Source organism: Salipiger sp. (assembly GCF_048261495.1).
In the GTDB taxonomy this organism is placed as follows: domain Bacteria; phylum Pseudomonadota; class Alphaproteobacteria; order Rhodobacterales; family Rhodobacteraceae; genus Salipiger.
Genome location: NZ_JBLXFX010000002.1, coordinates 301,337 through 324,132, shown reverse-complemented (window position 1 = coordinate 324,132; position 22,796 = coordinate 301,337). Strand labels below are relative to the sequence as shown.

Genomic DNA, 22,796 nt, shown 5'->3' with positions numbered 1-22,796 from the left:
CGCGGCTCAGAGCACGTCGAAGAGATAGAGCGTCGTCACCGCTGCGGCGGTCATCACACCGATCCCCAGCCCTGCCAGCAGGCCGTCCCCGGCGATCAGCGCGGTCGCAAAGAGCAGCACGGCACTGCCGAGGATCGAGGACGAGAACGGCACGAGTTCGAGGAACGGCATCACGGCGCCGCAGAACAGGCACAGCACGTAGATCCACTGCCGCATCGGGCTGCGCAAGACGAACCGCCACCGGGTCCGCGTGTGGGTGTCGAGCCAGTCCGTCATGCCGCGCACACGCCGCAAGGCCGCGCGGGCGCGAACGCCGCTGATCGAGCGGCGCATGATGAAGCCGGGCAGGCTGAGGTGCTTGCGTCCGAACAGCACCTGCGCCGATATCACCGCGATCAGCAGCCCGCAGACCGACGAGAACAGCGGTATGCCCGACAGCGGCGACACCACCAGCAGTGCCGGCACGAAGAGCACGGTCACGAGCGAAGATTCACCGAGCGATTTCAGCAATTCTCCGATCGTGACGTCGCCTTCGGGTACGGCATCATTCAGCTTGTCGACGATTTCGCCCACGGGGCGGCGCGCGTTTCCAGCGGCATATTCGGTCATGTCATCCCTGCTCCCGGTCAGCCCCGGCCGAAGGGGGGAACGCGACGGCCTTGTCCGCGGTTCCCGACCTGCACCCGGAACCTGTTGCCGGCCCCGGACACGTCGCCCTGCAGGCCGGCGCCCCCCGTTTAGGGCAGGTCGGGCGCGGGGGGAACACGCAAGGTTCCGCGAAGGATGTTCACATTGGCGGGAACCCGCGCGTGCTGCGGGAGGTTGCGTTGCATTGACCCCCAATGCAGGTATGCCATGAGCCGGACCCCCACAACTTCAGATACGACCCTGCGGATTTCCGCGCTGATCCTCGCCGTTCTCGCGGTTCTGGTCGGGCTGAAACTCGCGCAGGACATCTTTGCCCCGCTGCTCATGGCGGTGGTGACCGGCGTGATCTTTGCCCCGCTCGTCGACAGGGGAGAGCGTCTCGGTCTGCCGCGCCCGGCCGTGGTGCTGATCCTGATGGTCCTGCTGTTCTTCGTCGCCGGGGCCATCGCGTTCATGGCGGAGCCGTATTTCTGGACGGCCGTGGACCAGATTCCGACCGTCAAGTACGAGATCCGCCGCCTGCTGTTCGAATACCGCGACCTGATCCGGGGTCTTGACGAAGTGAACCGCGAGATGGGGCAGGCGCTCGGCAGCGACGGGGGGGATTCGCCGGTGGCGGACATGCCCGGTCTGACCGATGCCCTGCTGCTCGCGCCGATCCTGCTGGCGCAGTTCCTCATCTTTCTCGGCGGCATGTTCTTTTTCATGCTCACGCGCAACGGCATCTACGACTGGATGTCGCGCCATATCGGCTCGCGGGTCGATACCGGCGTCATCAAGGAAAGGTTCTGCGCCGCCGAACACGCGGTTTCGCGGTATTTCGCGATGATCTCGATCATCAATCTGGGGCTGGGGGTCTGTGTCGGCATCGCGCTGACGATCTTCGGCCTGCCCGGCGCGATCGTCTGGGGCATTGCCGCGGCGCTGCTGAACTTCGTGCTCTACCTCGGGCCGGCGGCGATGGCGATTGCCCTGCTGCTGTCGGGGATGCTGAACTATGACGGGCTGCTCAGCTTTGCGCCGCCCGCGATCTACCTGGCGCTCAACATGATCGAGGCGCAGTTCGTGACGCCGGGCCTCGTCGGCAAGCACATCGCCGTCAACCCGTTCCTGATCTTCGTCTCGCTGGTGTTCTGGCTCTGGCTCTGGGGGCCCGCCGGCGGCATTCTCGCGATCCCGATCACGGTCATGCTCATCAAGCTGTTCGACATCTTCGACGAGCGCCCCACCGCCCGGTCCAACGTCCGCGCCGCCTGAGGCGCGCGGGCGGCGCCGCCCGCGCGCTGCCCCCGACACAAAGGCCCAGGACAAAAAAAGGCCCCGCCTGGGGAGAGGCGGGGCACATGAGGGTTCCGGGTCGCTGAGGGAAGTCGGGACAGGGTGCGACCCGGGGCAGGGACAGGACAGGCGTCCTTGAGATGAGAACGTCGCCCCCCGCAAAAGGTTCCTGCGCAAGATCACATTTTTTCGGGGTCGTCGTCGGACGGGATCAGCGTGCCGTCCGCCGAGCCGGGAGCGAGGTTTTCGAGCTCTCCGTTCAATTGCGCGCCGAGCAAGGTCACCAGCGCGCTGAGATAGAACCAAAGCAGCAGCGCGACGACCGCTCCGAGCGATCCGTAGACCTCGTTGAAGCGGTCGAAATTGCGCACGTAGCTGGCAAGGGCAAACGACCCGATGGCCCATCCCAGCATGGCCAGGGTCGCACCGGGCGTGAACCAGCGGATGCGGCGGGCGCGTCGGTTCGGCCCGTAGCGGTAGACCAGAGCGATGGCAAAGAACACCACGCCGAGCACGATCAGCCATTTCAGCGCCTCGACCGCGATCTCGATCTTCACGGGCAAGCCCAGGAATGCGAGCGCGGCGGGAATGATGACCACCGCCGCAAAGGCCACCAGCGCGACCACCACCAGCAGGGCGGTCAGCAGGTAGGCCACGGCGGTGCGGCGGAAGAAATTGCTCCGGTGCGGTTTCTCGTAGACGGCATTCAGGCCCCGTATCAGAGCCGCGACCGACACCCGCGCGGTCCAGATCGCCAGAACGATGGAAAAGATCGACGCCCATTGCAGCGTCGAGCGGTTCGCCCCGACCAGCGCCCCGACCTGCGCCGTCAGCAGGCTGAAGGTCTCTTCCGGCACCATGTCGCGCAGCAGCTCCATCTGGTCCGAGATGACCACCGGATCGGCGAGGTATCCCCAGATCGCCACCACGGCCGTCATCGCCGGGAACAGCGACAGAAACGCGTAGAAGGCCACCCCCGCAGCGATCAACCCGAGGTTGCGTTCGTCCATCCGAAGCCAGGTGCGCCAGATCGCCAGAAGCCAGTTCCGGACGCTGATGCGCGGCGTCTGCATCGGGGCGGTAGCGGTGTCGCTCATGCCGTCTGTTCTCCTGTTCCCGCTGCAGCGGTCCCTTACCCATGTATCGGGACGCGGCCGGGTGTCCATGCCCGACCTTTGGAAATCCGGGCCCCGCAGTCAATGCGAGGGGGCCCCGAAAGGGCGCTCGGGGGAAATGCGGCGGGCATTTGAGACGAATTCGAACCTCAACCCGGATTTAAGGGCGGTCTGCTGAAACACGGGTCCCGCGTGGTCTCCGGTGCGCGCGGTCATGCGTCACACCGGACCCGGAAAGGTTGCCCGCGATGCCCGTTCGTCTTGTGTCCCCGTTGCTGTTTGCCCTTGCGGCGATCTTCGGTGTGTTGCCCGATCCGGTCGTCGCCGCCCAGCCGATCAGCCGGTCCGCCCCTCTGGTGGTGGGCAACGATCCGGGCGGCCGGTTGCGGCCCCGCATCGCGGAGGTCAACCGACTGCGCGCAAACGGCCGACGGGTCGAGATACGGGGCGATTACTGCATGTCGGCCTGCACGATCTACCTCGGGGTGGCGAATGTCTGCGTCTCGCCCCGCACGCAATTCGGCTTTCACGGGCCGAGCTTCCGCGAAGGCGGCAACCGCTATGCCCGGTTCGACCGCTGGTCGCGCATCATGGCGGCCTATTATCCCGCCCCGGTGCGCGGCTGGTTCCTGAGCTACGCGCGCTTTCTGACCAAGCGACATGCCACCGTGTCGGGTCTGGAACTGATCCAGTTGGGGGTGCCCCGCTGCTGAACGGTCCGCCCGTTTCGACCATTTCCCTCCCCGGCCCGAGCGTGTAGATCCTTGTTCCGGAAGGTCACGGGACGGAACCACGAAGGGGGCGGTACATGGCACCGAAATTCGGCACGAGCGGCCTGCGCGGCCTGGTCACGGAACTGACGCCGGAGCTGGTCGCCGACCACATCCGCGCCTTCGTCTCTTCCTGCGATACCGGCACGGCGCTCTGCATCGGGCGGGATCTGCGCCCGTCCTCGCCGCGCATCGCCAAGGATGCCGCCGATGCGGCGCTGGCCGCCGGTGTCCGGGTCATCGACTGCGGCGAAGTGCCGACCCCGGCGCTCGCCCTTGCGGCGCAGACGCTCGGCGCGGGGGCGGTGATGATCACCGGCAGCCACATTCCCGCCGATCGCAACGGGATCAAGTTCTACTCCCGGACCGGAGAGATCACCAAGGCCGACGAAACCGCCATCACCGGTGCGCTCGGGGCCGAACCGGTGCGCGCGCCGCAGGCGCAGCTCGAACAGGACCTCTCGGTCAACGGCGCCTTCGAAAAGCGTTATGTCGCGGCCTGCGGGGCAAACGCGCTCTCGGGCCGGCGCATCGGGCTTTATTCGCATTCCGCCGTCGGGCGCGACGGGCTGGCCCGCATCCTGACCGGGCTCGGCGCGGACGTGATCGAACTCGGCCGCTCGGAGAGCTTCATTCCCGTGGACACCGAGGCCGTCGATCCCGGGACCCGCGCGATGATCGCGGATTGGGTGGCCGAGCACCGGCTCGATGCGCTGGTCTCCACCGACGGGGATTCCGACCGCCCCCTGCTGGCGGACGAGACCGGAACCATCGTGCCGGGCGACATCCTCGGCCAGATCACCGCGCAGGCGCTGGCGGCGGACACCGTGGTGACGCCGATCTCGTCCAACAGCGGCGTGACGCAAAAGGGTTTCGGAGCGGTCGAGCGGACGCGCATCGGCTCCCCCTTCGTGATCGCGGGCATGGAGGCTGCGGGCGGCAACGTCGTGGGATACGAGGCCAACGGCGGCTTTCTCCTCGGGTTCGAGGCCGAGGGTCCGGTGGGCCGGATCGCGCCCCTGGTGACGCGGGACTGCGTGCTGCCGTTGGTCATGACGCTGATCGCGGCGGGCGAGGGAACCTTGTCGGAACGCGTCGCCAAGGAACCGCCGGTGGTCACGGTGGCGGACCGTCTCCAGGAGGTGCCGCAGGACGTCTCCGCCCCCTATGTCGCCTCGCTGGCGGAGGATGCCGACGTGCGGGCGGCCTTTCTGGGTGCGCTCGGCGGCACCGAACGGGCGCTTGATCTGACCGACGGCGTGCGCATGGTGATGACCGACGGGCGCACGGTGCATGTCCGTCCTTCCGGCAATGCCCCCGAATTGCGGCTGTATGTCGAGGCGGGCGATCCCGACGGCGCGGCGGATCTGCTGCGCGACGGCCTCGCGCAGTTGCGAATCGCCCTGAAGCTCTGACCGCAAGGGAACCCCGCTGCGCCGCCGGACGTTGTCCGGCGGACAGATCATTGGGGAGCTTCGGCCATCGTGCCCGACAAGATTGCAATCATTTTGAATGAGAAATCGGGCGATCACCCCGAAGCCGAAGCCCGCCGCGCCGAGATGACGACGCTTTTGGCCAGTCACGGGCTGGATGCGGACCTGCACAGCCCCGAGGCCGGATCGGATTTCGTGGCCTTCGCCCGCGATGTCCTGATGGCCGGCGATTACGACATGCTGGTCGCCGCCGGAGGGGACGGAACCATCGGCGCCGTCGCCTCGGCCTGTCATGACGCGGATGTGCCGATGGGCGTGATCCCGCAGGGCACGTTCAACTATTTCGCGAGGGGCCTCGACATCCCCGAGGAGATGGACGGCGCGATCCGGGTGCTGGCCGAGGGCCGGTTGAGCGATCTCGCGCTGGGCGAGGTCAACGGCCAGGTCTTTCTCAACAATGCCTCGCTCGGGATCTATCCGCTGATCCTCAAGACCCGCGAGGGGGTCTACAGCCGCTGGGGCCGGTCGCGGATCGCGGCCTACTGGTCGGTGATCCTCGCGCTTGTCGGCTTCCGGCGACCGCTGAGGCTGCGCATCACGCTCGACGGACAGCCGAAGCGTCTGCGGACCCCCCTCGCCTTCGTGGCCAACAGCGCCTACCAGTTGGAGGAGTTCAGGCTCGACGGGGCGGAGGAGGTCCGCAAGGGGCGCTTCGCCCTCTTCACCTCGCGCGGGACAAGCCGCATGGCGCTGGTGCGCGACGCGCTCCGGCTCGGCACCGGGCGGGCGCAGAAGGGCGAGGAGTTCGAACTGATGACCGGGCGGGAGATCGTGATCGACACCGGCAAGAAGCGCGCCCTGGTGGCGCGGGATGGCGAAAAGGAACTGATGCACACACCGATCCGGTTCCGGATACGGGAGCGCCCGCTCAGGGTCGTGGTGCCGGTTCCCCAAGAGGACGCATGAAACGCATTGCCCATATTTCCGACCTGCATTTCGGTCGTACGGACGAAGAACTTCTCGAACCGCTCCTGAACGCGGTGAACGCGGCGCGGCCGGACATGGTCGCGGTGACCGGCGATTTCACCCAGCGGGCGCGGCGGCACCAGTACGACGATGCCCGCGCCTTTCTCGACCGGCTGGAAGCGCCCTGGATGGCGGTGCCGGGCAATCACGACATCTCGCTGGAAAACCTCTGGCGGCGGTTCATGCGTCCGTTCCGGCGGTATCGCAGCTACATCTGCGACAATCTATGCCCGGTCCATGCCGAGGACGGGCTGGTGATGGTCGGTCTCAACACGGTGGATCGCTTCCGCTGGCAGCGCGGCAAGGTGCGCTGGTATCAGATGCGCACAGCCTGCCGCACCTTCGGCGAGACCGAGGGCATCAAGGTCGTGCTGGCTCACCACCCGTTCGAGCAGGATGCGGATGTGGAAAAGAGCCTGATGCGCGGCGCCAACAAGGCCATCGAACGGCTGTCGGAATGCGGTGCCCACGTGGTGCTGACGGGCCACCTTCATCGCTGGCGGGCCGAACCGTTCCTGTCCCGCAAGCACGGGCGGCAGGTGTTGCAGGTGCATGTGGGCACGGGGCTGTCGACGCGGTTGCGGGGGCAGCAGAACGATTTCGCCGTTCTCGACCTCGACCCGTCGACGGCGGAGGTCACGCGGATGGTGGCGCGGGACGATGCCTTTGTCGCGGACGGCACCCGGCGGTTCCTGTTCGGTGAGGATGGCTGGCGCGAGGAACCCGCGCCCCGAAGCTGATCCGGGGCGCGGTCCGTTGCCGTCAGATCTGGCGCACGGCACCCTTGGCGGCGCTGGTGGTCAGCGCGGCATAGGCCTTGAGCGCCTTGGAGACCTTGCGCTTGCGCGTCTCGTCCGGCTGCCAGCCCTTCGCGTCCCGCGCGGCCCGGCGTTCGGCCAGGACCGCGTCGTCGACGGCAAGGTGGATGCTGCGGGCGGGGATGTCGATCTCGATCAGATCGCCTTCCTCCACCAGGCCGATGGCGCCGCCTTCGGCCGCTTCGGGCGACACGTGCCCGATCGACAGGCCCGAGGAGCCGCCCGAGAACCGGCCGTCCGTCACCAGCGCGCAGTCCTTCCCGAGGCCTTTCGACTTCAGGTAGGAGGTCGGGTAGAGCATTTCCTGCATGCCGGGGCCGCCGCGCGGACCTTCGTAGCGGATCAGCACGATATCGCCCTTGTGGACCTTGCCGGTGAGGATCGCCGACACCGCGGTGTCCTGGGATTCGAAGATCCGCGCCGGGCCGGTGAAGGTCAGGATCGACTCGTCGACGCCCGCCGTCTTCACGATGCAGCCGTCCTCGGCCAGGTTGCCGTAGAGCACGGCCAGGCCGCCATCCTGCGAGAAGGCGTGTTTCGCCTCGCGGATCACGCCGCCCTGCCGGTCGAGGTCCAGCGTGTCGTAGCGTTTGGACTGGGAAAACGCCGTGGTCGAGCGCACGCCGCCCGGGGCGGCGCGGAAGAACTCGTGCACCGATTCCGAATTGGTGCGCGACACGTCCCAGCGGTCGAGCGCATGGGCCATGGTTTCGGCATGCACGGTGTTGACCGAGGTGTCGAGCAGCCCGGCGCGGTCGAGCTGGCCGAGAATGGCCATGATGCCCCCGGCGCGGTGCACGTCTTCCATGTGCACGTCGTCCTTGGCCGGCGCGACCTTGCACAGAACCGGCACGTTGCGCGACAGCTTGTCGATGGCGGCCATGTCGAAATCGACCTCGCCTTCGACGGCCGCGGCCAGCAGGTGCAGCACGGTGTTGGTCGATCCGCCCATGGCGATGTCGAGCGTCATGGCGTTGCGGAACGCCTCGACCGTCGCGATGGAGCGCGGCAGCACGGTGGCGTCGTCCTGTTCGTAGTAGCGCTTGGCCAGGTCCACGATCAGGTGGCCGGCCTCGACGAACAGCCGCTGACGGTCCGAGTGGGTGGCCAGGGTCGATCCGTTGCCCGGCAGCGAGAGGCCGAGCGCCTCGGTCAGGCAGTTCATCGAGTTCGCGGTGAACATGCCCGAGCAGGAGCCGCAGGTCGGGCAGGCGGCCTCTTCGATCGCCTGCACCTGGGCATCGGTGTACTTGTCATCGGCGGCGGCGACCATCGCGTCGACCAGGTCGAGCGCCTTTTCGGTGCCGTCCCAGTTGACCTTGCCCGCTTCCATCGGACCGCCGGAAACGAACACGACCGGGATGTTGAGGCGCATCGCGGCCATCAGCATCCCCGGGGTGATCTTGTCGCAGTTCGAGATGCAGACCATCGCGTCGGCGCAATGGGCATTGACCATGTATTCCACGGAGTCGGCGATGATCTCGCGCGAGGGCAGGGAATAGAGCATACCGTCGTGGCCCATGGCGATGCCGTCATCCACCGCGATGGTGTTGAACTCCTTGGCGACGCCGCCGGCCTTCTCGACCTCGCGGGCGACCATCTGGCCCAGGTCCTTGAGGTGCACGTGGCCGGGCACGAACTGGGTGAAGCTGTTCACGATGGCGATGATCGGCTTGTTCCAGTCGCCGTCGGTCATGCCGGTCGCGCGCCAGAGGCCGCGGGCCCCGGCCATGTTGCGTCCGTGGGTTGTCGTGCGGGAGCGGTAGGCGGGCATGGTCATCCCCTTCGTTTGCGGTATCACGGGTGTTTACCCCTGCGTCGCCCTCGCGGCAAGGGCGGGCGGACCGGTCTCGCGCGGGCACCGCCGCGCATTGCGGCCCGAAAGCTGTGCGATGCAACCCTGCGGTGTGCCGGTGCCGCGTGGCCCTCGGGTGGGCGAATCGGTCCCGGCGCGGGTCCGGATTGCCGCCGCGGGGGACACAAAGCCGCCTCGATCAGTGGTCTGGTTCCCCCGGGGCACCAGCGGGCCGGGAGGGCCTGGCGCGTGGTATCGGCGGCAAGTGACTGACATGGCATTGGAAATCCTCCGCCGAGGCTTCGGAAACAGACTGTTTCCCGATGCGGGACTAATCAGACAGGGACACAATTCCGCCACATGGTGGCATCCTGTTACCCTACGTCCGTTTTCCTCGCGTCATTTCCAGGAGCTGACATGCCCCCCATTTCCCCCATCCTCCAGCCGAGCGACATGGAGGACATCGACGGCGCCTTCGAGATCGAGGTCGTGGCCCGCTTCGACGATCTGCTGTCCGGCTACTGGCAGCGGGTGATCGACTTCGGCAACGGGCCCGCGACCAACAACATTCTTCTGACCCAGGTCGACAACACCGGGGACATGATGTTCTCGATCTTCGAGGGCGGGACCGCGCACAACGTCGTTGCGCCCGAAGCCATCGTGCAGGGGGAAACCGCGACCTGGACCATCGGCGTCGACGGCTCCGGCCTGATGTGGATCGACAAGGACGGCGTGCGGCTGGCACAGGGGCAGGGGGTCGTGCCGTCGGACACCTCGCGGATTCACGAATTGCTCGGGACATCGAACTGGGCCGAGGATGACCCGCTCGAAGGGGCGGTGCTGGGGATCGACGTCACCAACGCGGGCGATGCCGATGACGGAGGGCGGCTCAACACGCCCGCGGCGATCGCGGGGGCCTTTCAGATCGACGTGACGGCGCAGTTCGACGATCTCGACGGGCGGCAATGGCAGGCGGTGTTTTCGGCCAGCGATGCATCGGGCGACAACAGCATCACCCTGACCCAGGTCGGCGCAAGCGACGATCTGATGTTCGAGATCGTTCAGGACGGCGCCATTCACAGCGTCACCGCCGAAGGCGCCCTGACCGAGGGCGCGCTGGTGCAATGGTCGGTCGGCGTCGACCCGGACGGGCAGATGTGGATCGAGGCGGACGGCACGCGGCTGGCCGAGGGCCCGGGCGTGGTTCCCGCCGACGTGGATCGCGGCGAGATGGTCATCGGCCGTTCCGGCGCGCCGGGCGAGGACCCGCTTGACGGTACGGTGCTCGACCTGACGGTCACGCCGGTCGATGGCGACGGCGCCCCGGTTGACGGTGGCGGCCCCGTGGATGGTGGCGACCCCGTGGACGGTGGCGATCCCGTGGACGGTGGCGATCCTGTGGATGGGGGCGATCCCGTCGACGGGGGCGGGTCCGGTTCGCTCGAGATCGACGGCGCCTTCCGCATCGACATGACGGTGCGTTTCGATGACGTTCAGGGCGGCTACTGGCAGCGGGTCTTCGATTTCGGGAGCGGTCCGGCGACCAACAACATCCTGTTCACCCAGTACGAGAACACCCCGGACGTGATGCTGGAGATCTGGCAGGACGGGATTCCCTACCATGTCTACGCCCCCGAAGCGATCGTGGAGGGCGAAACCGCGCAATGGTCGGTCGGGATCGACCCCGACGGCACCATGTGGATCGACAAGGAGGGCGTCCGCCTGGCCGAGGGCGCGGCGGTCGTTCCCGCCGACGTGGACCGCGAGAACCTTCTGATCGGCGAATCCAACTGGCCGGGGGATTCTCCGCTCATCGGCGAGGTCTCGGGGCTGACGGTCTTTCCGGTGACAGGCGACGGCTCGGGCGACACCGGGGGCGACCCGCCCGTCGACGACGTCCCGCCGGACGAGGGCGAACCGCCGGTGGATGACGGCGGTGGCGATCCGGTGCCCGGAAACGGGGCCGGGGACATGGTGATCGTCGCCCACCAGGACGATGACATCCTGTTCATGAACCCCACGATCCTCGAAGCCATCGAGGGCGACAGCCCCCTCACCACCGTTTACATCACCGCGGGGGATTTCGGGCTGGGCCAGGAATACTGGGGCGAACGCGAGGCCGGGGAAAAGGACGCCTATGCCCACATGGCCGGGGCGAACGACTGGGTGGACGAGACGGTGAGGCTGTCCGTGAACGGCACCGACTACGACGTGGCCAGTTCCTATCTGGCCAGCCAGCCCGACATCCGGCTCTATTTCCTGCGGTTGCCGGACGGCTTTTCCGGCACCGGATCGGCGCGTTACGATTATGACAGCCTCGAAAAGCTCTGGGACGGCAGCATCGCGGATGCGACCACGGTCGACGGCACCGCGACCTATACCAGCGCGGATCTGGCCGGGATGCTGACCGCGCTGATGGAGATGCATGCGCCGGACCAGATCCACATCCAGGACCATACCAGCGTGCATTCCGACCTCGAACATTCCGACCATTTCCACGCCTCGGAATACGCGGCCCTCGCCGCCGAGGACTACGCGGGCGAGCTGACCGTGACGAGCTACCACGGCTATGCCACCTGGGGTTTCGAGGAAAACGTGGAGGGTGCGGTCTACGACACCGTGCGCGAGACCTTCATGCAATACGCCCAGCACGACGCGCAGGTCTGGGAAAGCGACGGCACGCTGATCGACGCCTACGAGGAGTGGCTGATGCGGGAATACGTGGCCGACGAATACACGCTCGGCGGCGACGGCGTCACCATCGCTTCGGCCAAGGTGATGAACGACATCCTGATTCAGGAGCTCGACGAGGCGGCCGAGGAGGACGAGGATATGGCGGAGCTCGTCATCTGAGGCAAGGCGCCGGCCGGGGCGGTCCCGGCCGGGCGCGGGGGCTCAGTTCGCGGCAATCATCTCGGACTGGCGGACGATGACCTCGGCCTGTTTGATCGAGGCGATGTCGACCAGGCGGCCCTTGTAGACCGTGGCGCCTTCGCCCTTGGCCTTGGCGGCATCCATCGCGGCGAGGATCTCGCGCGCTTCGGCGACAGCGGCTTCGGAGGGGGTGAAGACCTCGTTGGCGAGGGCCACCTGCTTGGGGTGGATCGCCCATTTGCCGACCATGCCCAGCGTGGCCGAGCGCAGCGCCTGCGCGCGGAAGCCGTCGTCATCCGAGAAATCGCCGAAGGGTCCGTCCACGGGCAGCACGCCGTGGGTGCGGCAGGCGGCGACGATGGCGGTCTGCGCCCAGTGCCAGGGATCGGACCAGAACTTCTGCCCCTCGCGGATCATGTAGTAGTTTTCCTGCGTCCCGCCGATGCCGGTGGTCGCCATGCCCATCGAGGCCGCGAAGTCGGCGGCGCCGAGGCTCATCGCCTCCAGGCGGGGCGAGGCGGCGGCGATTTCCTCGACATGGGCGATGCCGGCGGCGGATTCGATGATGACCTCGAACTTGATCGGCTTCGTGCGGCCCTTGGCGCGCTCGACCGCCGTTACCAGTGCGTCGACGGCATAGAGGTCGGCGGCGCAACCCACCTTGGGGATCATGATCTGGTCGAGCCGGTCCGAGGATTTCTCGAGCAGATCCACCACGTCGCGATACCACCACGGCGTGTCGAGCCCGTTGATCCGCACGGACAGGGTCTTCTTGCCCCAGTCGATGTCGCCGATGGCCTGGATGATGTTGTCGCGCGCGCTGTCCTTGTCGGTGGGGGCCACCGAATCCTCGAGGTCGAGGTTGATGACATCCGCCGCGCTTCCGGCCATCTTCTCGAAGATCGCGGGACGCGATCCCGGGCCGAAAAGCTGGCAGCGGTTGGGGCGGGCGGCCGGGGCAGGCTGGATGCGGAAGCTCATGAATCACCTCGGATGAGTAAGGATATTTCGTTCGGATCGGCTGCAGGGTTATTAAATTACCAAATGCTGCGCAAGCGAAATCCGCCGCAGCGCAGCGCGACGATGGTGCACGATTCTTCGGCGAAGCGACAGGAATGCATTTGAAATGTGCGCGGGCGGGCCCAGTTAGGCGGTAAAAGGTAAGGAATTGCGCCCTGTCCGGGGCATGATCCGCCAAATTCAACGAAGGGAGCCACCCATGATCGAGACGCCATATCTTCTGTTCCTCGGCGACGCGCCGGACCCGCTGGCCGCAAAGGTGGCGCAGGGGATCAAGGACTGGCGCCCCGAGAATTGCGTCGGGCAGTTGCGTCTCGACGGCTGCAAGGCCGACCTGGGTCTTGCGGACATGACCCTCGCCGAGGCGAAGGCCGCCGGGGCGAAGACCCTGGTCATCGGCGTGGCGAACCGGGGCGGCGTGATCTCGCAGGCCTGGAAGAAGGTGCTGATCGAGGCGCTGGAAGAGGGGTTCGACCTCGCCTCCGGCCTGCACAACCTGCTGCGCGAGGAAGAGGACCTTGCCGCCGTCGCCAAGGCGACCGGGCGGACGCTGCACGACGTGCGCATCCCGTCGGTCAAATACCCCATCGCGAACGGCGAGCCGCGCAGGGGCAAGCGGTTGCTGGCGGTGGGCACCGATTGTTCGGTCGGCAAGATGTACACCGCGCTGGCGCTGGATACGGCGATGCGCGAGGCGGGGATGAAGTCGACCTTCCGCGCCACCGGCCAGACCGGCATCCTCATCACCGGCGACGGCGTGCCGCTGGACGCGGTGATCGCGGATTTCATGGCGGGGTCGATCGAATATCTGACCCCCGACAATGACGAGGATCACTGGGACATCATCGAGGGGCAGGGCAGCCTGTTCCACGTCTCCTATTCCGGAGTGACCATGGCGCTGGTGCACGGCGGCCAGCCCGATGCGCTGATCCTGTGTCACGAGCCGACCCGCACCCACATGCGCGGACTGCCGGGGTATCGGCTTCCGACGCTCGAAGCCGTGCGCGACATGGCTCTGACGCTGGCGCAGGTGGCCAACCCGGACTGCAAGGTGATCGGCGTGTCGATCAACACCCAGCACATGGCCGAGGACGAGGCCCGCGCCTATTGCGCCGAGGTCGAGGCGCGGCTGGGCCTTCCGACGGTGGACCCGTTCCGCCACGGCGCACAGCGCCTGGCCGAAGCCGTCGCGGCCTGCTGAGCCGGACGCTCCGAACGCAACCATCGCGCGGCGGCGGCGGGGATGTCGCCGCCTCCATGCGAATTCCGAACAACGATAGGGGGATGGGCTCTTGGTCATCGAAGTGAGACGGGATGTCTTCCGGCTGGCGCAGGTCTTTACCATTTCGCGCGGCAGCCGGACCGAAGCGCAGGTCCTGACCGTGACGGTGACGCGGGGCGGGCTGACCGGCCGGGGCGAATGCGTGCCCTACGCCCGCTACGGCGAGACGCTGGACAGCGTGGAGGCCGAGATCGCCTCGCTGCCGCAGGACGTGACGCGTGCGGCGTTGCAGGGGCTGCTGCCCGCCGGTGCCGCGCGCAACGCGGTCGACTGCGCGCTTTGGGATCTCGAGGCGAAGGCGGCGGGCAGGCGGGTCTGGGACCTGGCCGGGCTGCCCGCGCCGGGGCCGGAGATCACCGCCTACACCCTGTCGCTGGCCACGCCCGAGACGATGATGGCGCAGGCGGCGAAGAATGCCTTCCGGCCGTTGCTGAAGGTCAAGCTCGGCACGCCCGACGACATGCCCCGGCTCGAAGCCGTGCGGGCGGGGGCGCCCGCCTCCACCATCATCGTCGATGCCAACGAGGGCTGGACACCCGAGGTCTACGCCGATCTCGCGCCCCATCTGAAGCGGCTCGGCGTGGCGATGGTGGAGCAGCCCCTCCCCGCCGGCGAGGACGAGGCCCTGCTCGACATGGCGCGCCCGGTTCCGGTCTGTGCCGACGAAAGCTGCCATGACCGCACCAGTCTGCCCGGGCTGGCGGGCAAGTACGACATCGCGAACATCAAGCTCGACAAGACCGGCGGTCTGACCGAGGCGCTGCTGCTGCGCGACGCGGCGCTGGCGGCAGGCTACGGCATCTTCGTCGGCTGCATGGTCGGCTCTTCGCTGGCGATGGCCCCGGCGGTGCTTCTGGCGCAGGGCGCGGCCTTTACCGATCTTGACGGGCCGCTGCTTCTGGCCGAAGACCGCGAAGAGCCGCTGCTCTTCGACGCCCAGGGGGTGCATCCGCCCTCTGCCGCGCTCTGGGGCTGAAACGCGACCCGATGACCCGGCCCGTCCCTCGGGCCGACCGACCCGAATGGAGTGACCTGAGCATGACCCGCACCGTCTACGTCAACGGCGAGTACCTTCCCGAAACCGAAGCGAAGGTCTCGATCTTCGACCGCGCCTTCCTGATGGCGGACGGCGTCTACGAGGTGACCAGCGTCCTCGGCGGCAAGCTCATCGACTTCGACGGACATGCGAAGCGCCTGAAGCGGTCGCTTTCCGAGCTCGACATCCGCGAGCCGCTGACCACCGAAGACCTGCTGGCGATCCATCGCGAGCTGGTCGCCAGGAACGGGATCGAGGACGGGCTGGTCTATCTCCAGATCACCCGCGGTTCGCCCGGCGACCGGGATTTCGCCTTTCCGGACCCCGAGACCTGCGCGCCGACCGTCGTGCTGTTCACCCAGAACAAGCCCGGCCTTGCCGACAGCCCGTCGGCCCGGACCGGCATCAAGGTGATCTCGATCGAGGACATCCGCTGGGGCCGCCGCGACATCAAGACGGTGCAGCTTCTCTATCCGTCGATGGGCAAGATGATGGCCAAGAAGGCCGGATGCGACGATGCCTGGATGGTCGAGGACGGCGCGGTGACCGAGGGCACCTCGAACAACGCCTACATCGTCAAGGGCGGCAAGATCATCACCCGGAACCTGTCCTCGGACATCCTGCACGGCATCACCCGCGCCGCCGTGCTGCGCTTTGCCCGCGAGGCGCAGATGGAGGTCGAGGAACGCCCCTTCACCATCGACGAGGCCAAGGCGGCGGACGAGGCCTTCGTGACCTCCGCATCGGCCTTCGTCACGCCCGTGGTCGAGATCGACGGCAGCGCCATCGGCACCGGCACGCCGGGGCGCGTCGCACAGCGGCTGCGCGAGATCTATCTTGACGAAAGCCGCAAGGCCGGGGTCTGACGACCGCCTTCCCCGCCTCCGCCACGACCGGAGTCGGGGCCGGGAACGGGGCCGCCCCTAGGCCCTGCCCCCGGCGAGCCGCGCAGCCGCGTGGCGTCCGGCCCAGAGGCCGGTCGCGAGGCAGGCGGTGAGCAGGTAGCCGCCCGTCGGGGCCTCCCAATCCAGCATCTCGCCCGCGCAGAAGGTTCCCGGCCGCGCGGTCAGCATGAGCCCTTCGTCCAGTTCGGAAAACGGCACGCCGCCGGCGGTCGAGATCGCCTCGTCCATCGGACGCGGGCCATGCGACGGGATCGGCAGGGCCTTGAGCAGGGCGGCCAGCGCGGCGGGATCGTCGGGCAGCGGGCGCACGACTTCGGTCAGCAACGCGCGCTTGGCCGGGGCGAGGTTGAGCACCCGGCGCAGGTGATTGGCGAGGCTCAGCTTGCCGCGCGGCGCGGCGAGCCGGTCTGCGAGGGTCTCCGGGTCGAGATCCGGGGCGAGGTCGACGGTCAGCGCGGCGCCGTCGCGCAGGGCGGGCGTCAGCGGATAGAGCCCGCCGCCTTCCAGTCCGCGCGCCGAAATCACCGCTTCCCCGCGCGATGTCAGGCCGCCCGCGCGAAAGGCAACGCCCTTGAGCGGGGCGCCGAAATGGGTGCGCATGTGCGCGCTCCAGGGAACGGACAGCGCGGCGTTGGAGGGCCTGAACGGCGTCACGGCGACCCCGGCCCCGCGCAACGGTGCCGCCCAGCTTCCGGTGGAGCCGAGCCGCGACCAGCTTGCCCCGCCGAGTGCCAGGACGGTGACGGCGGCGGACACCGCCTGCGGCCCTTCCGGCGTGTCGAAGCTGCAGGCCGACCCTTCCCATCCGGTCCAGCGCCAGCGCGTCCGCCGCTCGAGTCCCATGCCGTCGAGCCGGGCAAGCCAGGCCCGCAACAGCGGGGAGGCCTTCATGACCGTGGGAAACACCCGGCCGGTCGAGCCGGTGAAGGTGGTCTGGCCCAGCCCTTCGGCCCAGGTCTGCACCGCGTCGGGCGTGAAGCCGGACAGGATCGGGCGCAGCTCGGCAGAGGCGGGCCCGTAGGCGGCCAGGAACGGTCCGAAGGGTTGCGCGCGGGTCAGGTTCAGCCCGGATTTGCCGGCCATCAGGAACTTGCGCCCGAGGGTCGGCATGGATTCGGCAAGCAGGACGCGATGCCCGGCGGACAGCAGCGCATCCGCGGCCATCAGCCCGGCGGGGCCGCCTCCGATGACCAGTGCCTGCGTCATGCGCTCTCCCGCCTTTGCCAGCCGCCGCCACCGCGGCATTCAGGGCCGGACTCTTGCCCCGTGGGGATGCGCGGCACAAGGGGGGCGGTCATTCCACCGGCGCGCCGAACAGGGTGATGGCCAGTCCGAGGGTAGTGAGCGCGGCAAACCAGGCCGCCTTGCCCATCAAGCCCCGCCGATGCGCGCCCGCCGCCGCGATGGCGCATTGGATCGCGTAGTAGAGCGCGAAGGCGCGCGAGGCCCAGGAGATGATCTCGAACACGTCGAGCGTCCATGTAAGCGCCAGCCCGGTGCCTACGAGAAACGCATAGGCCATGCGGACCGGAACCCTGCCGCGCGTCAGCTCTTCGATCAGCCCTCCGGCACCGCCGGTGTCGGCCACCGCCGCGCTGAACTGGGCTGCCAGCGCCGCCGCGGTCAGCAGCAGCGGCAGGATCGGGGCGACCAGCCCCATCAGGTCGATGATCGCCGTTTCGCTCAGTGCGACCGTTCCGGGCGCGAAGACATAGGCGACTAGCGCGATATAGGCCATGTAGATCGCCGTCGAGAGACCCTGCGCCAGTCGCATCGACCGGATGCGGGTCGCGGCATCGTAGCTGTTGCCGAGGTAGCGCGAGGTTTCGAACCCTTGCACGGTGACGATCAGCCCGAAGGCAAGCGTCACGGCACCCGCGCCCGAAATCGTCACGGGATTGCGCAGCAACGCCCCTGCGGCGGCCCTGTCGACGAAATACCACGCCAGCCCGGCGAGAAGCCCGGCGATGATGGCAAGCTTCAGCCCGACCGAGACCTGTTCCATCCGTTCGAGCGCGGAAAAGCCGCGCAACCAGCCGACCGCGAGGATGGTCAGCAGCATGGCGGATGTCAGAAGCCGGGCGCCGGTTTCTCCGTGCCAGGGGGTCAGACGCATGCCGAAGGCGCCGAACAGGTTGAGATAGTAGCAGACCGAGATCACGTAGGCGAAGGACAGCGCCCAGGACGCCACCGTTTCCAGCCGGGTTTCGGCGTCGCCGCGCGTGCCTTCGGCCCGGCAGGCGATGTTGAACCGGATCGCGGCGCCGAAGCTCCAGGCCGCAAGGCAGAGCAGCGCCATCACCAGGGGCGCCAGCGCGCCGTAATTGGCTGCGAGGATCGGCCCGAGGACAAGGAACCCGCTGCCGATGATCGAGGCCAGCGGCGTGACCGTGGCGCGCCATGACGGCGCCCGCGACAGGCGGGGCCAGAGCAGCAGCGCGCCGGTGGCGAGCACGCTTGTCAGGATCAGGGCGTTCAGCATTGCCCGAGGCTTAGGACCATTCCGGGGGCGGCGAAAGGGGGAGGATACCGGCGCCGCCCCGGACGTGCCGCCGGGCGCTTGCACCCCGAGCCCGCCGCTCCTAGGGTCCGGGACGACAAGGAGGGCGCTCATGCACGAATTTCCGGTTCAGGTGTATTACGAGGACACCGACATGGCGGGGATCGTCTATCACGCCAATTATCTCAAGTTCATCGAACGGGCCCGGTCGGACTGGGTCCGCAGCCTGGGCATCGACCAGAACGTCCTGCGCGAACGCGAAGGCATCGTCTTTGTCGTCCGCCGGATCGAGGCGGATTACCTCGCCTCCGCCCATTTCGAGGAACAGCTCTTGGTCCGAACCTCGGTCAAGTCGGTGAGCGGCGTGCGCCTGATGCTGCATCAGGAGGTGGTGCGCGACGGCAAGCCGATCTTTGCCGCCGACGTGACCGTCGTCACGATCACCACCGAAGGCCACCCCGCCCGCCTTCCGGACCAGATCCGGCGCAGGGTGCACTGACTTTCGCGGCTGAAGGGCTCTTCTCGTGAGGCCGTCCATGCCGTGGCGAGGCGGGCGGCCCCCGCGCTCCGTCGCCGGCCCGACCTTTTCGGGCCGCAGTCGGGACGGGACCGGGTCATCGGCCTGCTCGGTCGCAGGCAGCACCCACCCGGCCGCTGACCGCGCGGGTCCTGCCTGAGCGCTTCCCGCAGTTCGCGCGGGGCCGGGCGGAGCTACAGGCCGAACCGGCGGTCGTAGTCCTCGCGCAGCGCCAGCCAGCGATCCCAGAAGGGCGATGGCTCCGTCCCGGAGACGCGCGCCACGAGCATGTCGAGATGCGCGTGCCAGCCCGCGCCGACCATGACCCGCCCCTGCGCGCTGGTCAGATCGTCGTGGGTCAGCGTCAGCAGGACGCGGTCGCCCTTGGCGGCAAGCTCGATCAGTACCGTGCCGTCGCCCCACCAGGTAAAGCCCAGCCGATGCGGCGGCTCGTATACGGTGATGCGGCTGTCGAGGCTGTGCTCCTTGCCGAACTCCTCGGGGCGCTCGCCCGGGGGCGTGGTCAGTTCGTCATTGCGCCAGGTGAGCGTCACCGTCGAGCCGACCTCGGGCGTCATCACGCCCCCCGGCCAGCCACTTCCGGCGCAGCTCGCTATCGGTGAGATGGTCCCACACCCGCTCGATGGGGCCGGGAAGAAAGCGCTGGATGGTCAGGGTGCCGGGTTCGGCCAGGGTGCCGTAGTCGTCGGGAAGGTCGTGCATCGTCATTCCTTGTTTCCTTTGTCCGGGGTGGGGGTCGCGGCCTCCTCGCGCAGCAGCCGTTCGAGAATGTCGAGGCGGCCGGTCCAGAAGCGTTCGTAGAAGCCCAGCCAGGAGTGGGCTTCGGCGAGAGGGGCGGCATTCAGCCGGCACCAGTGGGTGCGCCAGCGGACCTCCCGGGTGAGGAGGCCCGCCTTCTCCAGCACCTTGACGTGCTTGGAGGCGGCGGGAAGCGACATGGCGAACGGTTCGGCGAGCTGGCTCACCGTGCGCTCGCCTTCGGCAAGCTGGTGAAGCATCGCGCGTCGCGTCGCGTCGCTGAGGGCGTGGAAGATGATGTTCATCTCGGGTGATTCTCGTTCAACCATATCGTTAAGTTACGCGCGGCGCGGCTATCGGTAAACCAAAAAGTTAACCGATAGCCGGCAAAGCCTAGGCGGAAGCCCGCGTGTTACAGGGATCGTTTCCCGGATGACGCCAATGTGTTGGCCTTTCCCCTGCAAATCGGCTAGACAGAAGGGTAATGAGCCTCGGACAAATCAGGGGCCGACGAGAAAGAGCAGGCTAATGGAAACGGAAACTCTCGCCATCGCGCAGGGGATCGACTTCTCCATGTGGGGGTTGTTCGCGCGCGCGACGCTCACCGTGAAGCTGGTCATGGTCCTCCTCCTGATCGCTTCGATCTGGAGCTGGGCGATCATCCTGGAAAAACTGGTGTCCTACCGCAAGGCGCGGCGCGAGGCGGCGGTGTTCGACCGCGCCTTCTGGTCCGGCGAGCCGCTGGACGAACTCTTCGACCAGATCGGAATCGACCCGAAGGGCCGCGCGCAGCGTGTCTTCGTGGCGGGCATGACGGAATGGCGGCGCTCGCATCGCGATGACGGCGGGTTGATCGCCGGGGCCCATGCCCGGATCGACCGGTCGATGGACGTGGCGATCCAGAAGGAGGCCGAAGAGCTGCAGCGCGGGCTTCCTGTCCTCGCCACAGTGGGCTCGACCGCGCCCTTCGTCGGTCTGTTCGGCACGGTCTGGGGGATCATGCACGCCTTCATCGAGATCGCGCAGCAGCAGGATACCTCGCTCGTCGTGGTCGCGCCCGGCATCGCCGAGGCGCTGTTCGCAACGGCGCTGGGCCTCATGGCCGCGATTCCGGCGGTGATCTTCTACAACAAGCTTTCGGCCGATGCCGACCGGGTGATCGCGGGATACGAGGCCTTTGCCGACGAATTCTCGACCATCCTTTCCCGCCAGCTGGATTCCTGAGGCATGGGCGGGGGTGTGATGAAATCGGGCGGAGGCGGCGGTGGCCGCAGACGCCGCAGGGGTGGAACCCACAGCCAGCCGATGGCGGAAATCAACATCACGCCGATGGTCGACGTGATGCTGGTGCTGCTCATCATCTTCATGGTGGCGGCGCCGCTTCTGACCGTCGGCGTGCCGGTGGAACTGCCCAAGACCGCCGCGTCCTCGCTGCCCAACGAGGCAGAAGAGCCGCTGACCGTCACCATCACCGCCGAAGGCACCGTGATGATCATGACGACGGAGGTCCCGCGCGAAGATTTCGTAAACCGTCTCAAGGCGATCGCGGCGGAGCGGGCCGATGACCGGGTATTCCTGCGGGCCGACGGCTCCGTCCCCTACGAGACCGTCGCGCAGGTCATGGGCGCGCTGAACCGGGGTGGATTCTCCTCGGTCGGGCTCGTGACCGATACCGGAGGCCCGGCGTTCGACAGCACGGGCGGCAACTGAGGCAGCGGTGCGGAAAAGTTTCTACATATCGGCAGGGGCGCATGCCCTTCTGATCCTGTGGTTTCTCCTCGGGAACGTGTTCCGTGCGGACCCGCCCAAGTTCGAGGTGGCCGAGGTGTCGGTCATTTCGGAGGAACAGTTCGCCGCGATGACGCAGGCGGCGGCGGGTGCCTCCGCCGCGTCCGAAACGGAGACGCCCCCGGCTCCGGAACCCGTGGCGGACCCGGTGCCCGAACCCGCGCCCGCGCCCGCGCCGGAACCCGAACCCGCCCCCGAGCCCGAGCCCGCACCGGAACCCGCGCCGCAGCCGGAACCGGACCCCCAGCCCGCGCCCGAGCCACCCGCGCCCGCGCCGCAGCCCGCGCCCGAGGTGCCGCCGCAGCCCGTTGCCCCGCCGCAGCCCGTCGCGCCGCCGCAGGCCGTCACGCCCGACGCGCCGCCGGTGCCGGAGGCCGTGCCCGCTCCGCCGATCCGCGCGCCGGAAACCGCGCCGCGTCCGATTCCCCGCCCCGCGCCGCGCGTGGCACCCGAACCCGTGGCGCCGCCCGAACCCGACACGACGGTCGCGGACGAGGTCCGGCAGGCCGCGACTCCGGATGCGCAGACGCCGGATGTGGTCGAGGAAGAGCAGGAGGCGACCGCCCCGGAGGAAACCGCGACCGAGATCGTGACCGAGGCCGAAAAGCCCGCAGCCGCGGCTCCCGCGGCTTCGATGCGGCCCAAGACGCGCCCGCGCGACATCGCCGCGGCGCAGCCTCAGACCCCCGCGCAACCGGCGCAGCCGGCCAAACCGGCGACGGAACCGGCCAAGCCCGCGACGACGCCCGCCAAACCCGCGACCCAGCCGGACAAGCCGGCCACGGCGCAGCGCCCCGCCGCGTCTGCCGAAACCGGCGTGAAGGATGCGATCGCCGAGGCCCTTGCCGGGGCCGGTGCCGGGGCCGCGCAGGATGCGCCCTCCGGTCCGCCCCTGACCCGGGGCGAGCGCGAGTCGCTGCGCCTCGCGGTGCAGAAATGCTGGGTTGTCGACGTGGGCAGCCAGGCCGCGAACGTGACCGTGACCGTCTCCATGGACATGGACCAGTCCGGCACGGTCGTCGCCTCCAGCATGAAGATGATCGGGTCGAGCGGCGGCTCCGGCGCGGCCGCCGAGACCGCCTTCCAGGCCGCGCGTCGCGCGATCCTGCGCTGCCAGGGCGGGGGCTACGACCTTCCGGCCGAGAAATACGGCCAGTGGAAGCGCATCGAGATGACCTTCAACCCCGAAGAGATGAGGCTGCGGTGATGCACACGGCAGGGAATTGCTCATC

22 protein-coding genes are annotated in these 22,796 nt (G+C 68.1%); 13 read left to right on the top strand and 9 right to left on the bottom strand.

The genetic code is table 11. The features are described from left to right. Positions 1–6: 6 nt before the first annotated feature. Positions 7–609, bottom strand: a complete 603-nt coding sequence (locus tag ACN0RJ_RS05030; RefSeq protein ID WP_417723590.1) for an exopolysaccharide biosynthesis protein — start codon at positions 607–609, stop codon at positions 7–9. A 246-nt stretch (positions 610–855) separates the two neighbouring features. On the opposite strand from ACN0RJ_RS05030, the gene ACN0RJ_RS05025 reads away from it, so the two are divergent. After that, positions 856–1,905: an AI-2E family transporter gene (locus ACN0RJ_RS05025; protein WP_417719543.1), complete on the top strand. Its 1,050-nt coding sequence runs from the start codon at positions 856–858 to the stop codon at positions 1,903–1,905. Between the two features lie 200 nt (positions 1,906–2,105). Here the strand turns inward: ACN0RJ_RS05025 and ACN0RJ_RS05020 are convergent, their stop codons facing one another. Beyond that, a complete protein-coding gene (locus tag ACN0RJ_RS05020) occupies positions 2,106–3,023 on the bottom strand; it encodes a YihY/virulence factor BrkB family protein (RefSeq protein ID WP_417719542.1) in 918 nt (305 codons plus the stop codon). A gap of 281 nt (positions 3,024–3,304) precedes the next feature. Here ACN0RJ_RS05020 and ACN0RJ_RS05015 point away from each other — a divergent pair, with 281 nt between their 5' ends. The 4 genes from ACN0RJ_RS05015 to ACN0RJ_RS05000 all read left to right on the top strand — a co-directional run bounded on the left by ACN0RJ_RS05015 (position 3,305) and on the right by ACN0RJ_RS05000 (position 7,010). Further along, positions 3,305–3,754, top strand: coding sequence for a hypothetical protein (locus ACN0RJ_RS05015; protein WP_417723766.1), 450 nt, complete (start codon positions 3,305–3,307; stop codon positions 3,752–3,754). Positions 3,755–3,849: 95 nt separating this feature from the next. Beyond that, positions 3,850–5,226 carry a phosphomannomutase gene (locus ACN0RJ_RS05010; RefSeq protein ID WP_417723589.1) on the top strand — a complete coding sequence of 459 codons (1,377 nt, stop codon included), beginning with the start codon at positions 3,850–3,852 and terminating at the stop codon, positions 5,224–5,226. 93 nt (positions 5,227–5,319) lie between these two features. Then, positions 5,320–6,210 carry a diacylglycerol/lipid kinase family protein gene (locus ACN0RJ_RS05005; protein WP_417719539.1) on the top strand — a complete coding sequence of 297 codons (891 nt, stop codon included), beginning with the start codon at positions 5,320–5,322 and terminating at the stop codon, positions 6,208–6,210. Continuing rightward, a complete protein-coding gene (locus ACN0RJ_RS05000) occupies positions 6,207–7,010 on the top strand; it encodes a metallophosphoesterase family protein (RefSeq protein ID WP_417723588.1) in 804 nt (267 codons plus the stop codon). Before ACN0RJ_RS05005 ends, ACN0RJ_RS05000 begins: the two co-directional genes overlap by 4 nt. A gap of 22 nt (positions 7,011–7,032) precedes the next feature. Here ACN0RJ_RS05000 and ilvD read toward each other — a convergent pair whose 3' ends face one another. Then, positions 7,033–8,862: a dihydroxy-acid dehydratase gene (gene ilvD / locus ACN0RJ_RS04995; RefSeq protein ID WP_417719567.1), complete on the bottom strand. Its 1,830-nt coding sequence runs from the start codon at positions 8,860–8,862 to the stop codon at positions 7,033–7,035. A 438-nt stretch (positions 8,863–9,300) separates the two neighbouring features. On the opposite strand from ilvD, the gene ACN0RJ_RS04990 reads away from it, so the two are divergent. Next, on the top strand, positions 9,301–11,736 hold the full coding sequence (locus ACN0RJ_RS04990; protein WP_417723587.1) for a PIG-L family deacetylase: 2,436 nt from the start codon (positions 9,301–9,303) through the stop codon (positions 11,734–11,736). A 42-nt stretch (positions 11,737–11,778) separates the two neighbouring features. On the opposite strand, the gene ACN0RJ_RS04985 is transcribed toward ACN0RJ_RS04990, so the two are convergent. Then, positions 11,779–12,738, bottom strand: coding sequence for an L-malyl-CoA/beta-methylmalyl-CoA lyase (locus ACN0RJ_RS04985; RefSeq protein ID WP_417723586.1), 960 nt, complete (start codon positions 12,736–12,738; stop codon positions 11,779–11,781). A 238-nt stretch (positions 12,739–12,976) separates the two neighbouring features. Between ACN0RJ_RS04985 and dgcN the strand changes: the two genes are divergently transcribed. From dgcN to ACN0RJ_RS04970, 3 genes are all read left to right on the top strand, one after another. After that, a complete protein-coding gene (gene dgcN, locus ACN0RJ_RS04980; protein WP_417723585.1) occupies positions 12,977–13,978 on the top strand; it encodes an N-acetyltransferase DgcN in 1,002 nt (333 codons plus the stop codon). 91 nt (positions 13,979–14,069) lie between these two features. After that, positions 14,070–15,035 carry an N-acetyl-D-Glu racemase DgcA gene (gene dgcA / locus ACN0RJ_RS04975; RefSeq protein WP_417719534.1) on the top strand — a complete coding sequence of 322 codons (966 nt, stop codon included), beginning with the start codon at positions 14,070–14,072 and terminating at the stop codon, positions 15,033–15,035. A gap of 62 nt (positions 15,036–15,097) precedes the next feature. After that, positions 15,098–15,961: a D-amino-acid transaminase gene (locus ACN0RJ_RS04970; RefSeq protein ID WP_417719533.1), complete on the top strand. Its 864-nt coding sequence runs from the start codon at positions 15,098–15,100 to the stop codon at positions 15,959–15,961. Positions 15,962–16,018: 57 nt separating this feature from the next. Here the strand turns inward: ACN0RJ_RS04970 and ACN0RJ_RS04965 are convergent, their stop codons facing one another. Beyond that, positions 16,019–17,206 carry a TIGR03862 family flavoprotein gene (locus ACN0RJ_RS04965; protein ID WP_417723584.1) on the bottom strand — a complete coding sequence of 396 codons (1,188 nt, stop codon included), beginning with the start codon at positions 17,204–17,206 and terminating at the stop codon, positions 16,019–16,021. 88 nt (positions 17,207–17,294) lie between these two features. Continuing rightward, on the bottom strand, positions 17,295–18,482 hold the full coding sequence (locus tag ACN0RJ_RS04960; RefSeq protein WP_417723583.1) for a hypothetical protein: 1,188 nt from the start codon (positions 18,480–18,482) through the stop codon (positions 17,295–17,297). Between the two features lie 130 nt (positions 18,483–18,612). On the opposite strand from ACN0RJ_RS04960, the gene ybgC reads away from it, so the two are divergent. After that, a complete protein-coding gene (gene ybgC / locus ACN0RJ_RS04955; RefSeq protein ID WP_417719530.1) occupies positions 18,613–18,999 on the top strand; it encodes a tol-pal system-associated acyl-CoA thioesterase in 387 nt (128 codons plus the stop codon). A 212-nt stretch (positions 19,000–19,211) separates the two neighbouring features. On the opposite strand, the gene ACN0RJ_RS04950 is transcribed toward ybgC, so the two are convergent. Genes ACN0RJ_RS04950 through ACN0RJ_RS04940 form a run of 3 tightly spaced genes read right to left on the bottom strand, consistent with a single transcriptional unit; the run spans position 19,212 to position 20,081 of the window. After that, the gene (locus ACN0RJ_RS04950; protein ID WP_417723582.1) at positions 19,212–19,595 is read right to left on the bottom strand and encodes an SRPBCC domain-containing protein; all 384 of its coding nucleotides are present in this window, start codon (positions 19,593–19,595) and stop codon (positions 19,212–19,214) included. Beyond that, positions 19,549–19,746: a hypothetical protein gene (locus tag ACN0RJ_RS04945; RefSeq protein ID WP_417723581.1), complete on the bottom strand. Its 198-nt coding sequence runs from the start codon at positions 19,744–19,746 to the stop codon at positions 19,549–19,551. Before ACN0RJ_RS04945 ends, ACN0RJ_RS04950 begins: the two co-directional genes overlap by 47 nt. Then, positions 19,743–20,081 (bottom strand): ArsR/SmtB family transcription factor, encoded by a 339-nt coding sequence (locus ACN0RJ_RS04940; RefSeq protein WP_417723580.1) that lies wholly within the window; start codon positions 20,079–20,081, stop codon positions 19,743–19,745. The genes ACN0RJ_RS04945 and ACN0RJ_RS04940 overlap by 4 nt, the downstream gene beginning before the upstream one ends. Before the next feature lie 223 nt (positions 20,082–20,304). Here ACN0RJ_RS04940 and tolQ point away from each other — a divergent pair, with 223 nt between their 5' ends. The 3 genes from tolQ to ACN0RJ_RS04925 all read left to right on the top strand — a co-directional run bounded on the left by tolQ (position 20,305) and on the right by ACN0RJ_RS04925 (position 22,771). Continuing rightward, the gene (gene tolQ, locus ACN0RJ_RS04935; RefSeq protein ID WP_417719527.1) at positions 20,305–21,000 is read left to right on the top strand and encodes a protein TolQ; all 696 of its coding nucleotides are present in this window, start codon (positions 20,305–20,307) and stop codon (positions 20,998–21,000) included. A gap of 3 nt (positions 21,001–21,003) precedes the next feature. Next, entirely contained in the window at positions 21,004–21,486 is a 483-nt protein-coding gene (gene tolR / locus ACN0RJ_RS04930) for a protein TolR (protein WP_417719526.1), read from the top strand. A 76-nt stretch (positions 21,487–21,562) separates the two neighbouring features. Further along, positions 21,563–22,771 carry a cell envelope biogenesis protein TolA gene (locus tag ACN0RJ_RS04925; protein WP_417723579.1) on the top strand — a complete coding sequence of 403 codons (1,209 nt, stop codon included), beginning with the start codon at positions 21,563–21,565 and terminating at the stop codon, positions 22,769–22,771. The last annotated feature ends 25 nt before the right edge of the window (positions 22,772–22,796 follow it).